The sequence below is a fragment of the Candidatus Thorarchaeota archaeon genome (genome assembly GCA_013388835.1).
Classification (GTDB): Archaea; Asgardarchaeota; Thorarchaeia; order Thorarchaeales; family Thorarchaeaceae; genus JACAEL01.
Genome location: JACAEL010000006.1, coordinates 102,595 through 117,166 on the forward strand (window position 1 = coordinate 102,595; position 14,572 = coordinate 117,166).

Genomic DNA, 14,572 nt, shown 5'->3' on the forward strand with positions numbered 1-14,572 from the left:
CAAAACGATTGAGTCCGACAAGTACGCGCTGATAGGTCTCAAAGTGGGCTTGGAACTCCATCAGCAGATTGACTCACCTCGAAAGCTCTTCTGCCATTGTCCAGCCCTTGTCAGCAACAGAGACCCTGATGGGGGTTTTGTCAGGAGGCTACGACCTACTCAGAGCGAGATGGGTGAGGTCGACCCCTCCGCTCTCTTCGAGTTCCAACGAAACAGGAGATTCTATTACGAGTATTACAACGACATCACCTGCCTCGTGGAAGCGGACGAGGAGCCCCCCCATAGTATTGATGAAGACTCAATCGATGTGTGTCTGACGGTAGCATGCCTTCTCAAATCAAAGCCAGTGGATGAGATACACCCGATGCGCAAGATCGTCATAGATGGAAGCAACACTACTGGGTTCCAGCGCACTGCCGTCGTTGCACTCGGCGGTCAAATGAGAGTTGGCGGCAGGCAGATTGGGATTCAGACGATTAGTCTTGAGGAGGATGCGGCTCGCAAAATCTCCGATGACGATGTAGTTGGTACAAGAGTGTACCGTCTTGACCGCCTCGGAATCCCTCTCATAGAAATCGCAACGGCACCGGACATTCACACCCCAGAAGAGGCTCAGGAAGTTGCATTAGCACTGGGCCTGCTCTTGAGATCCACCCGACGAGTGAAGCGAGGTTTGGGAACCATTCGCCAGGATGTCAATGTGTCGATAGAGGGTGGTGCAATCACCGAGATAAAGGGCCTGCAGGAACTTGAGCTTCTGGGTAAGGTTGTTGAGCTAGAGTCATTGCGACAGGTCAACCTTCTGCAAATACGCGATGAACTGATAGAGCGAGGAGTGCGTCCTGAGGACATTGTGCCTGACTTTGTCGACGTCACTCGTATCTTCGAAAAGACGGAGTCAAAGATGATTAGAAGGGCGCTTGACTCTGATGGGATTGTCAGTGCTGTCAGACTAAGGGGTTTCGCAGGTCTTCTGGGAAGAGAGGTTCAACCCGGTCGTCGTCTTGGTACGGAGATGTCAGACCATGCCAAGTTCTGGGGTGGAGTGGGTGGTCTGTTTCATACTGATGAACTGCCCAAGTACGGCATAACTGACAATGATGTGGAGCAGCTGAGATTGTCGACCAAAGCAGAGCCAGAAGATGCAGTAGTCCTCGTGGCGGCAGGCCGACAGAATTGCATTGATGCATTGGACGCAGTTGTTAGGCGTGCCAAAGAGGCGGTGACTGGGGTGCCGGCGGAAACACGAGTTCCTCTGCCCGATGGAACTACAAAGTTTGCTCGTCCTCGTCCTGGTGCCAAACGGATGTATCCAGAAACGGACGTCCGACCTGTAAGGGTGTCCGCTTCGCGCCTCAGAGGTATCCGAAGGTCCTTGCCGGAAACACTGGACGCGACAGAATCAAGACTCATCAATGAACTTGGTCTCAGTCGAGACCTTGCTTCAAGAGTAGTGCGGTCCGCGAACCTAGACCTCTTCGAACGAGCGGTAAGAGAGTGCAAGGCATCACCAACGCTGGTAGCAACCACGCTCGAGAATACACTGACAAGTCTTCATCGCGAGGGCGTGCCTATCGAGCGTCTCTCCGATGCTCACTTCATGGGTTTGTTCCAAGCTGTGACAAGCGGTGGAATGTCACAAGAGGCGATACCAAGCGTGCTGTCTTACCTCGCTGAGCATCCTGATTCAACGGTTACAAGTGCTCTGCATCAGACCGGCCTTGGGAAACTCGAGCCAAGAGAAGCACAGGAGATTCTGCATCGCCTGGTGGAGTCCAGAGCCGAGTATGTCAGGTCACAAGGTGAGCGTGCAATTGGAGGGCTTATGGGAGTCGCCATGAAGGAACTCCGAGGCAAGATTGATGGCAGTCTTGTCAAGGAGATTCTTCTCAATGAGATACGGGCTCTCCTAGAGTAGTTTAGGGTCTTGGGAGCAGTTGCCCAGACAGGACTTCCATGTACCACTGGCAGTGTGCTCGTCACCGGCTCAGTGCGCGGGAGAGAAACAGAAATGGTGCCGCAGGAGGGCTTCGATCCCTCGACTTCGAGATTTCCCATTTGCATAGGGCGCTATTCTCATGACCCCGCTTGAGCCCGGACACTGCCGGGCCGATTATGAGTCTCGCGCCCCACCGGGCTAGGCTACTGCGGCAGGTCTGAGGGGTCATCAGACCCGCAGCCAGACACCTCTATTAAACCTAACTGGAAATGGAGTCGTGTGACCGTCAGCCTCGTCAAGTCGCGATTACGCTCCTGCGTCTAGTGCCTTGGTGCTCGCAGCATGGGGAGTCTGTCTTGGAGGTTCTGTGCCGGGTGTGCACGAGGTGCATTCCACGTCCTGAGAGCTCCACGAAGAGGGACTCCAAGAGCCGACCTGTACGCCGTCCCCTCTCCTCATTGTCAGGTGATGCGTGTAGAGGCGGTCTTGTTCTTCGTAGCGAGGACAACGTGAGCTTCAGTGAATGCACTAATGGCACATAGGCCTCACAAACGTCCAAGTCCGCCAGAGTTCCCTGCGGCTGTTCTCGGTATCGTTGCGAGGCGTTGGCCATCCTGAAGAGGGAGAGGCAACTCTCCGCGCTGTGGGCCCGGGTGCGCAGGCTCGACACCGAGGTCGCAAGACAGGTTCCCTCTCAACTCGTGTGGCTGTGCGAGGCACACGGTGTCCGCACGCTCTACATGGAGGGCCTGAAGAGCTACCAGCCACCCGCCGGCGACCGGACACTGTCACGGGACCTGTCGTCCAACCTGTGGGCAAAGGTGCTTGGCACCACCCGGTAAATGAGGCAGGCGCTGGGCCACCACCCGTACGGCGGGATATGGACAGTGAACGCAGCAGGGACGTCTCGCACGTGCCACGTCTGTGGAGATATGGGCATTCGAACGTCCGACCTCCAGTCCACACACGAGGTGAGAGGCGGAGAGTACTTCCACTGCCCATAATATCACACGCACGCTCACGCTGACATCAATGCTGCTCGCAACTGTCTATGTCCAGTGCCGCTCCTGGACGGAACAGGTTGGCATCCCATGGATGTCCAACTCTGTCCAACCAAAAATGAACGGTGGCGTTAGATGTCCATACTCGGTGCAAATCAGGCAATGCGGTTTCCTCTGTCGACTCTGGACTTGAGTTCAGCAGAGCCGCCCGGAGAGTCTCCCTTATCCCCTAATCGCCGTTAATTGTGCTTTGTAACTTGTCCAGATCCTCAGCGTCTATCTCCACGTAGACCATGCCGGAGTAGTGACAGTCACTACAGAAGTAGGTTGCAGGAACAAGCCATCCACTGAGTGAGGTCTTGGCCTCGCTTATTTTGGTACTGCCACATCTCGGACAGACTCGAATCTTCCGCGTCATTCCAGTTCTCCCGGTGTAATAGAGGCTGGACACTTTGGGCTATTAAACACCAACGTATCCGAGCCGCCCGTTCAGGGGGTGGTTAAAACCCTCTACAGACACAGACGTATCAGAAATGAGTCCGCTCGATCAGTTGTCCAAGTACGGGTTTGTCACTGCAGACAAGGTAAGTCCTCCCACTCTGCTGAGTACGGGAACGAAGGCCTTGGACAACCTGCTTGGAGGCGGGCTGGAGGTGGGACTGACACATCTGTTCTATGGGAGCCGGAGTCTCCACAATGACCTTCTCCGACTGGCAGTTCATGCACAGCTTCCCAAGAGCAAAGGCGGTCTTGCTACACCCACCGTCATAATAGACAGTGCTAACGCCTTCAAGATTGAGAGAATAACGGACTATGCATTCGAGTTCGGACTGGAACCAGAGGATGTGATGGACAGGATATACGTGTCCCGTGCATTCAATGCCTCACAGACCTATTCCTTAGTGATGGAACAGCTGGAGGGCTTCTTCCATAGGGTCGCAGCAAGACTATTGATTGTTGCAGGTCTGCCAGACCTCTATATCTCCGAAAGTGTGACGGCAGATGGAAACCAGCAGATATCCCACATGGCATCCAGACTGAAGACATTCACAATGAACAGAGAGATTGTGACTGTGGTGACTGCACCGGCCTCTCAGAAGAACCCCGACCATCCAATGGGGGGAAGGACCCTCGCATCCGCAGCTCAGGTGCACATCAAGGTAGAGGAGAGCAAATCCTACTTTAGATACACGCTTACAAAACACCCTTTGTATACAGTCAGACAAGTCCTGCGAACCAAGCAGTCCGACTTCGGTACCACTCTGCCACTCTCTCACTTCATAGATGGCCTTGAATAGGCAGTACTGTCTCAAACTATGTCAGGCTCAAGGCTCCAAGCACAACACTGCTCCAGACCAAGCATTGTCACCTAGGCCGACGAGAACCCATGTTCCACTAACCATGGGAAACAACTGGCAGGGACAAGTAGGAGGAGTCTCCTACTTATCACCAGTCAGGCTTCGGACAAGCTCTTCCACGAGGTCACGTGGGAGAGTCTTGGCCTGTTCCATGATCGTGTCAATCTCATGGAGCGGCACACCCTTCGCCTCAAGTTCCTTGCGCAGCTCCTCTAGCTCGAACTGGCTCAGTCGCTCCGACGGGGCTGTGGTGGTCTCGAATTCCCTAGAGGGAGTAGTCCGAGGCCTGACGTCCCTGTCGGACACTGCAGGCCCACCTGTAGAAGGCCTCTCGTCTTCCGGACGCAGAATCACAGCCTCTTCCTCGGCCTCCTCTGCCACCACAGCACGAGTGGCCTCAATCTCACCAAGCCTGCGCTTGGCCTCGGAAGCAACTTCCTCAAGGACCTGTTCGACGCTCTTGTTGTCTCGCCGGGCAGCACGAAGCGCCTCCTGTGTTATGACCTCTTTCACAAACGTGGCCTGCTCACTCAGACGCATCTTGGAGATGTCAGCCTTGAAGTCGCCAAGCTCCTGGGGGCTCAGCCGGGTGAGAATTGAGAGCTGGATGAGCAGCTCACCCATCTCAGGGATATCTACACCAACCGACTCCTCAGGCATCTGGGCAGCAGTGCGCGTAATGCCCATCTCTGCAAACATGCTGTTGAAGAGCGATGCCAAGAGCTCCTGACGCGACTTCACACCGGGTACTGGTCTTGGCATCCGGCCCTTTCGGATTGCCTTCAGCTGGCCGTTGATCTGACGGATACGCTTCGGGACACTCCAGACCTTCACGTACGTACCGAGCAGTAGTATCACGACCAGACTGATTGGAAGCCCGATTGTCGTCACGCGGCTGATGAGTATGTCGGTCTCGTTCGGCTCAACCACAATGACTATGGAGTAGGAGATGTCACTGTAGTACTGCTTCCCCAGAGATATCATGACCGTGGTGGTACCAAGACCCACAGTCTCAAGCCTCACGTAGTAGAGGCCGGGCTGGCCATCGACAGGTCGGGACTCGGCCACAAGTGCCACACTTGGGTTCGTACTCTCGACGACAAACTCCGCGCCTGAAACACCCATCCCGTGCCATGTGTCGTTGAAGTACAAAGTGAACTCAAGTGGGCTCAGATGAGTCAGTGTGAAGGTGGTTCCTGTCACGCTCGCGGAGTGTGAGGTCGGAATCTCAATGATGTAGATGTCAATCCTGAACTCCACAGTGCTCCGGTTGCCCAATGCAATCTGGATTGTGAGTCTGTACGGGTCGCGGAGTATTGTCTTGGTCGAGTTCAGGAGCGAATACAGACGGAGGTCATTTGTATCAAAGATGAAGGAGTAGTAACCATTGCCCAGTTCGGTCAGGATCACCGGCAGCGGTTCCATTGCATCGGGGTTGCGCAGACTGCTCTCAGATGTCGCATATGCCCCCTCGATGCCACCCACAAACATCTCTGTGTCGTTATAGAAGAGGGTTATGTTCAGAGTGTCGCCCATGGGAACTCGCAGTCTACGACTGCTGCCTTCTATCTGATTCTGCTCGTCGACATCAATGAGCACCTCAGTCGCAATCAACTGCAGGGTCATCGTCACGGTGCCGCTACCCTCTATGTGGTTGGCCTTGACGAAGTTCATGCTAATTGGATACTTGGTCCCAGGGACAAGGAGGCTCGTGTTGATATACACTCGGTACACTCCTGCGCCCAGCTCGATGGCGTTACCTGTGAATGGGCCCCACACATATGCGGCACTTGCGTTCAGAATGGGCCTGCCAAATGAAGAGTCCCAGTAGACGAAGTCCAGAGGCCCCGCCCATCCCCACGGCACTACGAACTCGAGCGGTCGCAGTACTTCCGTGTTTATACGCGCAATCGAGATAGTAATCACTCTGAAGCTGTTGGCTAGCTCCGAGTCGCCCGGTACCGCACGAATGGTCACAGCTTGGTCGCCATACGCGAGAATTGATGTGTTGATCAGCGCGCTGAAGTATCCAGGTGTGCCGGTGGGGTATAGCGGCCCAGTCACATCGAGCGCGGTAACAGTCCAAGTCAGTGTCGCGTTACTGATACTCTGGTTCCTGTTGAAGAACTCCGTGAGCCGAACTGTCACGTTCACCATCTGCGAGTACACAGCTGACATCTGTTCAGTCGTACCAGATTCCTCATCCAACTCCACATAGGTCTTGGTCTGTGTCAGGATGATCTTATACTGCGACAGTCCAGGGTTGTAGTTGATGAGTCTCGCTGAGACCCTGAGGTCGTAGGTGCCGACGGTCGGTGCCGCTCCCGTAGCGGACCCTGGCAGATACAGAACATAGTAGCCCTCGGTCCCGTTCCACGCAAAGTTATAGTACACGCCGTTACCCTCCCAGTAAGCCTTCACTTCTTGGACATATATGCTGGGAATGGGAATACCCGTCAGCGGATTGCTCAGATAGACTGTGATGTTCACGGGCGAGCCCTTTGAGGTCTCTATGATCTGTTCGGTTGGGTCTATTGCCTTCACATCACTTGGCAGTGGCTGCAGGACCAGCGTGATTACAGCGACAGCCTGCACATAGCCGCTTGCAGTGGCCGACATTGTGACCACGCGCGTTCCCGAGCCCACCTGCGTCGTATCGAGAACTCCCGAATAGGTACCGGAGGTGCCCTGCTCAAACAGTGTGCCATTCACTGTTCCAACCGAATAGGTGACCGTCCCGCCGGATGTGTAGTTGCCATGTAGCAGGTCGAGGTAGTTCGCGGTCAGGGTGACAGGAGCGCTCCAGTTGGCTATGATGGTGGTCTGCAGAGGTTCGAGGGCAGTGTCTATGAGACGCACAGTGAATGTGGGCTGGACGCTAGAACTCGTGTAGAGGGACCTTGTGGCAGTTATGTTGAGTGTCCAAGTCCCTGTCGTCGTGATGTCTATCGTGCTAAAGGAGACGTTGTACACACCGGGCGAGACCTCGATGATGGTCAGACCAGCAGGTATCTGACCGTTGTTGATGTATCTGACTTCAATCGACGCGCCAGACACGCCAATCTGACCGTGGTCATTGTCCCTGTACTGAACGAGCACGAAGACATCATCCGTGACCTGCACCGATGACGGCTGTGGCAGGTCTGTCTGAAGTACCGCCCATATCAGGTCAACTGAGCCGGTGAGCGTGATGGCGGACCGGTTCGCATAGTATGGGCTCACGTTCGGATCCCACTGTACGGTCAGGGAGAACAGGAAGTCGCCAGTTGTCACAAGGACTGCCGTGTCTACTCGGATTGTGTACCAGCCGGCATCCACGCCTGTGCCGCGCCAGAGCCAGTAGGTGACTCCTTCCACCATAGAGCCCGGTACGGTGATTGAACTGAACAGGATAATGGCGTTCTCTACGGGTCGTCCTGTGTCGGTGTCCTCTATGAAGAAGCTGATGTTCATCAGGTCCAGTATTGGCGTGACCTCGATTGGTCGTAGCTCAACGAACATCGAACGACCGGTGGTCGACACACGAAGGAAGGTCGCATCGTCAGTATAGTACGGGACAACCAGTGAGTTCCAGTCTACGACTATCGTCAGGTTCAGATTGGTGACGGGCGTAGTACCCAGCACAGTGGAGTTTATGCTCACCTCGAAGATGGACCCAAGCGAAGTGAGCATGAAGTCGGTCTGCAAGAGCAGCGTGCCGTTGGAGTAGAGCCGGATGTTAGCTGGCGACACAACAATGTATCCCAAGGTGACGACGTCTGTATACGCAAACGTGAATGTCATGTTGTCCAGGAACTGAGTTCTTGACGGTGGCGAGATTATGTCCACGTTCGCGGGTCGCTCGGTCACTCTGATGGTGGTGTTCCTCTGCGCGTTGTTGTGATATGGCACTCCGCCGGTCCATATGGCCGTGACACGAATGTAGTGTATGCCAAGAGTGGTGAGGGCGGTGGAGTTCAGTTGAATTGTGTAGACTCCGGATGCACCAGGTGTGACCTGATAACTTCCCGTGGGGATGACACCATGTTCCTCCAGTAAGAAGGAAACCGAGCCAGATATGCCGGTCTCGGAGTCAGTGTCCCAGTAGTACATCACAAAGACCGCATACTCGTTGTATGGTGCTGGTGCTGCAGACTGCTGGACGTCCAGTGCAGAGGCACGAGCCCGGATCGAGAAGGTCACATATGCGTCATCCCATCTGTAGTAGGGGCTCACGTACGCATAACTCATGTTGAGATGTAGGGTGTATTGCACATCCAAGGCCAGCGGCTGACCAACCATGGATATGGACAAGAGGTAGTCCTGAGAGGCAGGACGCCATGTCAGATTGAATGCCCACGCGACACCGGTTTCATTGAGAATCGTAAGCGTTGTCGAGCTGCCAATATTGACCAGCGTAAGAGCATCCTGGAAGGTAACTACCGTTACCATGTTGGTGCCGTAAGGAACGCTTCCTATGGGCTCCGCTGAGAGGATGGTGGTTCGGAGGCGTATCTCAATACTTCTCGTTGCGGAAGCGTCTGCTCGGTAGTAGGTCCCCGTATAGGTGAAGTTGACAGTGAGGAGATATGTTCCGGGCAACGAGAAGTAACTTGCATTGAAACTCACGGTCCATGTGCCATAACCATCAGTCGTGGCAGTATAGTAGCTGCCTGGAATGGTCGACGCCCCATAGAGAAGTGTCAGGGTTGCGTCACTGATTCCGACCACAGAGGGGCCGGCAATGTCAAGATAACTCACGTTGAAGACTGCTTGGCCACCAAACGGGGTCCGGTCAGGATTCTGGAAGTCAACCTGTGTCCGTCGTATGAGTATGGTAAACTCAACCTGCTTCATAGTCTGGTTGGCATAGAAGGGTGCTCCGGCCCATGTGATACTCAACGTGAAGACCTTCGTCCCCAGACTGCCGAACTGACTGGTGTTAAACGACACCGTGAAGGACTTGTCAGCATCATTGTAGGTGATAGAATAGTCGGCCAAGCTAAGGGTGACTGACATATTCAGGGGGTTGTAGGCAATAGGCTGACTGCTCTCGCCAGTGACATCGTCGAAAGTGAACACCAGTGTGGCGTTCTCACCATATGCTGTCGGAATCGGCGGACTCAGTGAAACAAGTGTGTCTCTAGCTAGGATACGCACCGAGACTGTATCAGTCCTGTTCGTGTAATATGGGGGTGCTCCCTTGGACCAGTCAACGTGTACAATCATGTACACCAGACCGGTGGTACCTAGCAGAGTGTTGTTGAAGCGGATGGAGTACCGGCCCGGCGCACCAACTCGGTCAACCTCCCAGATAGTGACCTTCTTGAGGTCAACAGTGTAGCCTTGAAAGACCACGTAGACGTGAACGTTGCCTGTCTCATTGGTGTTGCCGGCTCCGCTGTAGAGCTCCGCATACAAGAAGGAGTAGGTCATGTTGCCAAGGTACGGCGTGGGCTCTGCAGCCAGTAGGAGCACGTACTTCGAGTCCTGGCCGATGACGTTTCCGGTGACAAGAATCGTCTTGTTCTGGTAGGTGTAGACAGGCCCTGTCCAGTTGAAATAGAGCGTGAAGTTCTGTATGCCGAGGCCAAACTGCGAAGCAGGTACATGAATATAGTAGTAGCCATCTCCGAGTACAGTGTGGTTGTAGAGGTATGATATGAGAGATGGGTTGGTCAGATTGGCCAGTCTGTGACTCACGTAAAACGACCTGATGCCCGTATTGTCATCTAGGTCTCCATAGAAGACCTCTATCGTGAAGTTTCCAGTCACACTCGTCGGCTCAACTGCGCTCACGAGCCGAAAGTCCGTGTTGTGCGTACGGATTGTGACGGTTATGTTGAAGATGCCAAACTGATAGTTGGAACCCTTTGAGAAGTTGAATGTGACGACACGGTTCTGCTCAAGCACGTCGTTCACTTCCGTTGGGAAGGTCAGACGATACCGCTGCTCACCTGGCAGATAGACCCATGTCACAGCTCTCACCCAGTTGCTGGTCATTACGAAGGGGAACTCGGGGGTCACTGGGACCGCATGGTCAATGTCCCAGTAGGTCACATAGAACACGGGGTCATTACCCACAGGAATGTCCAGCGCGCCAACTGTGGGGGTGGCGTAGGTGTACGCTATTCTGATGATGACCTTAAAGGACAGGCTCTGCTGCTGATACCCAGACTTGTCTATGGTGAGGTTGTAGAGGTGCTCACCGGCTCCAAGTCCTGTGACATTCACGGTTACCCTGTAGTTGCCGCTGCCCAGGTCCTGTGGGTTGTAGATGGAGATGCCAGCGGCCCAGATGGTCGCACCGGTGATTCCCAGAGACCGGTCAGTATCAATGTATGAGATGGACACCAAGAAGTCAGTGTCGAATGGGGTCGTGACGGCCCTGTCAGGTGAGGACATCTCGCTGTTTGCAGGCCTGAACCTGAATGTGATTACCAGACTTGAGCTCTGCAGAGTGGCGTTTGTCGGTGTGAAGGTGACCGTGATTGTGTAGTAGCCTTCTGGGAAGAAGGTATAGCTAATCGTCAGACCATAGCGGCCCGATGGAGCGCTGATCTCACTCAGCGATATGGGATAGGTGTATGATGTATTCTTTGCGGAGAAGTGGCTTTGAGTCTCACCCTTGACTAGCTGTCCGTAGTATGGGCCCCATTGGCTGATCTCGATTCGCAGGACTATGTAGAAGTCGTCTCCATTGGGGTAGACAAGGTCGCTTGGCTCATGGTATAGATACGTCGAGAGGGCCGTGATGTCAATGTCGAAATTGTAGGTGCTCGGGTTGTTGTAGATGCCCGTCATTGTGACTGTCAGAGCAACTGTGTGAGTACCTACGGTCCAGCTGTTCGTCGGGAGGTCAACATCAAGATCAGATGGTGAGTTCTCGTTGTAGTCAGAATAGCCTGCAGTGGCAAATGACAGAGATGATACGTAGGCATGACTGAGAGTGCCAGCAGTGTCAAGGTCCGTTATGACCACTTGGAGGTGGGTGCTATTGCCATAGGGAGCTGTGAGGCTACCTGTGACCGTGACGGAAGTGTAGTGCTTCCGTATCTCTATGCTGAAGACATAGTTGGTCGGGATCTGATAGGTCGACCCGCTCATCACGACCGCAATCGTCACCGACCTGTTACCAACTGGCCATGTGCTTGTCGTCAGTGTCACTTCGTAGCTAGACGGAGAGTTGACTGTCTGCGAGCCACCGGACCAAGTGAAGGAGAATGAGGAGACGCTCCCAATCGGCACACTGGTCCCCGTGTCCGTGTCGACAAGGACAACGGTCAGCATCGTGTTCATGTTGGCAGGCGTTACAAGGTCACCTTGCACAGAGACCGTCGTGATGTGCGATCTCAGCGTGAAGGTCACATTCACCTCGGCATCAGCAACGTAGGCCCCGGCTTTCGATACGACGAACACAAACCAGTGGTCCCCGAGGGCCAGATTGCCAGTGTAGAGTGACAGGTTGTATCTGCCATCTCCCTCGGACACAGGCGTTATGGAAGTCCCGTTTGAGAACCTGATTGTAGCACCTGTGATTGGAGTGGAGCTGAAAGTGTCACGATAGACCAGTGTGACCGTGAAAGGTTGACCAACAGGAGTTGTCGTGACGTCTGTGTAAGTGAGCTCGGTCGTGTGTGAGAGGTCCAGACTGAAGTACATGCTTGCAGCGATGTAGTAGTCATGCGACGACCAGATGTCAATGCGCCAGCGCCTGTTCTCCACAAGGTCGCTCGTGTTGAGTGTGAGCCCATATCGTCCATTGCCATAGTCGTTGAGCGTCTTGACCTGGGGGCTGCCTGAGACAGTCCAGTTCATTTTCACCGTCGCGCCTGATACCTTCTCGGAGTTCACAGTGTCGGTCAGCTCGACTTCTACATACAGGACTTCGCCGGTCAGTCTTGCTGAAACTCCATCGCCCACGGCATCACCGGGTGACTTCAGCGATAGGGAGGTCGCATGTTTCACAATGAAGCGCCTCTCGTACAGGCCGGTCCCGTCATCAACAGTCGCGCCGTCCTTGTAGTGGACACTTACAGTCCAGACTCCTGCGGGAGCGGTCGAGTCGAGCACCTTGACCCATGTGGGTGTGAGACTGGTCCGCTCGATCTCAGCACCGACAGTCCTGAACTCACCTGGGTTGTTGATGTTGGCATATTCGGTGGCAATCCAGCCTGCACCACGCTGAACAGTGGAAACACGTAGTTCATCGATGCCGCTACTGGCTGGAAGATATGCATACCCCGAAGCAAGGTCAGCCGTGTCGGCACGCCCTCCGCCGAGTCCCCAGTCGCCACTGAATGACAGAGAGCCGGTGTTCGCAGTCCCAACGGTACCACTCGACGTCTCGTCGACACCATTGATGTAAATCTTGTTCGCAGACATCGTATCTGAGTCAAGCAGCACAGAGAAGAAGTACCAGCCTGCGGTCCACAATGTCCTTGTCGTATACTTGTAACGGGCAGAGTCCGAGTTCTCCATCTTGAAGACAAGAGTGCCTCTCGGTACTGAGCCCTGCCCATAGTCGGTGCCGACAAGGGCGATATGCATGTTAGTGCTGGTGCTCAGGTACTTCTCCATGACAACATAGCTCGTCGCTGAGCTACTTGAGAAGGCTGCATTGAGGTAGAACCAACCCGATATCGTGACATCGGCGCTGGGATCGAGAGACTTGGTTGAGGTGACTCTGATCCAGTCGTTGCCATCAAGAGCCTGCCCGTAACCAACTCGCGCTAGGTATTCTACTGTGCCGTTCTGGTTTCCATCGTACCCGTGGCCGGTCGAATCATAATGGGTGCCTGTCGTCTGCTCATCGTTGACATCTTCCGTGAGATGCCACACAGCGCTGTAGTCGTTGGTCCAGACCTTGGAGGGCGCCTCCTGGGCACCCACGACCGTGTTGCCGTAGTACATGTAGAAGACCGTGTCAGCTACATCCGTGAGGTTGACCTTCACCCAAGCGACCAGTCGAGCCTGAGTTGGATTGTAGTCCTGTCTGAAGTATTCAAGGTCATGAGGCACTATCTTGCCATTCTGGACGAACAGGATGTCGTCACCATCAGCCTGGACCTTGCTTGAATCGTGAAGGTCAGAGTCTAGGATGTCTATGAGAACAGGGAAGTTCGTCTGGTCGCCGGTCACTTGGCTCCCTGCCACCGTGATCTGCTTCCTGTATCTGAACGACGGAATCTCGTGCGAGGGAGTCCCAGTCGACGTGCTCGTATTGGTGTACCATGTTGTCCCAGTGGGGCTCGTCAGAGTCAGCACCTGTCTCGCGTTGGTAATCCATGGCACGGTTGCCCTGAACTCCATCGTGTTACCCACTGTGAAGTTAGCCGTCTGTCCCATTGAACCGCCGTTGAGACCCAATAACAAGTTGGAAACATAGTTGTAACCAGTGAAGTTGAGTGCCCATACGCCGAAGACATCAACCGCCGCAGCACTCACCGTCAGCGTGCTTCCCTCATACCACCACTGTGTTCCGTATGTCTTGGTGACACCGAGTGGATTCGTGACCGTTAGAGGACGCCACTCCTCCTGCGGAAACTCAACTGAGAACTGCAGGCTTGTCGTGGACTGTGGCGGAGACACGAGGACTCTGGCTGTCCACGCGACATTGGTTGCGTTCACAACGTGATAGGTGGTTCCATTTGCTAGGTTCTCGTCGAGTGTCTGACCGTTGCCCGAGATGTCGGTCTTCATCAGCACGTCAAGAGTCACATCAGTCGGGCTGTTGGTCGTGTAGATGACACGAATGGTGTCACCCGAAGTCCAGATGGAGGGGTTTACGCTTTCAGTTCCTACGCTGTAGAAGGTCGAGGGGGAGTTCTGGTTGCGGTACTCGGTCAGAATCCAGTCAGCGCTCAACACTGACTGGGTGAGTCGAACTTCGTCCAAGCGGCCGTCCAAGTACCTTGTCGCTCCAAGGTTCAGATTGTTGTTGGCAAAGACAACAACGTCAACCGAGTTGTATAGGTCGGTTCCAGCCACTGTGACAGCCTGAACGAGAACACCGTTCGCGTAGGCGCGCAGCTGGTCTGTGGCACCATCCCATGACCAAACAAGATAGTACCAGGTCCCAGTAGAAACACTACAACTGGTGAGATAGGCCCCTCCTGTGCTGTCAGTCCGAATCCGATTCAAGAATCCGTATGTATCATTGATAAGGCTCGCAAAGATGTGTCCGGAGGAAGATGTGGTGGGGCTCTTTGAAACAAGACGTGGATAGTATGAGGCTGTCGTGTCTAGGTTTGCCCACACGCCAAGAGTCAGTGAGGTCCAGCTGTCAGTGTACA

The 14,572-nt window shown here is 54.3% G+C and carries 5 protein-coding genes and 1 tRNA gene; 3 read left to right on the forward strand and 3 right to left on the reverse strand.

What is annotated here, in order from left to right; all coding sequences use genetic code 11:
- The first annotated feature begins 7 nt into the window (after nucleotides 1-7).
- Nucleotides 8-1,918: a Glu-tRNA(Gln) amidotransferase subunit GatE gene (gene gatE / locus HXY34_01195; GenBank protein ID NWF94735.1), complete on the forward strand. Its 1,911-nt coding sequence runs from the start codon at nucleotides 8-10 to the stop codon at nucleotides 1,916-1,918.
- A 94-nt stretch (nucleotides 1,919-2,012) separates the two neighbouring features.
- Here the strand turns inward: gatE and HXY34_01200 are convergent.
- A tRNA-Met gene (locus HXY34_01200) sits at nucleotides 2,013-2,152 on the reverse strand.
- Between the two features lie 440 nt (nucleotides 2,153-2,592).
- Here HXY34_01200 and HXY34_01205 point away from each other — a divergent pair.
- A complete protein-coding gene (locus HXY34_01205; protein NWF94736.1) occupies nucleotides 2,593-2,781 on the forward strand; it encodes a hypothetical protein in 189 nt (62 codons plus the stop codon).
- Between the two features lie 388 nt (nucleotides 2,782-3,169).
- Here HXY34_01205 and HXY34_01210 read toward each other — a convergent pair whose 3' ends face one another.
- On the reverse strand, nucleotides 3,170-3,358 hold the full coding sequence (locus tag HXY34_01210) for a hypothetical protein (GenBank protein NWF94737.1): 189 nt from the start codon (nucleotides 3,356-3,358) through the stop codon (nucleotides 3,170-3,172).
- 115 nt (nucleotides 3,359-3,473) lie between these two features.
- On the opposite strand from HXY34_01210, the gene HXY34_01215 reads away from it, so the two are divergent.
- Nucleotides 3,474-4,238, forward strand: coding sequence for a hypothetical protein (locus tag HXY34_01215; GenBank protein NWF94738.1), 765 nt, complete (start codon nucleotides 3,474-3,476; stop codon nucleotides 4,236-4,238).
- Between the two features lie 141 nt (nucleotides 4,239-4,379).
- On the opposite strand, the gene HXY34_01220 is transcribed toward HXY34_01215, so the two are convergent.
- The coding region (locus HXY34_01220; protein ID NWF94739.1) for a hypothetical protein at nucleotides 4,380-14,572 on the reverse strand (10,193 nt) is incomplete at its 5' end.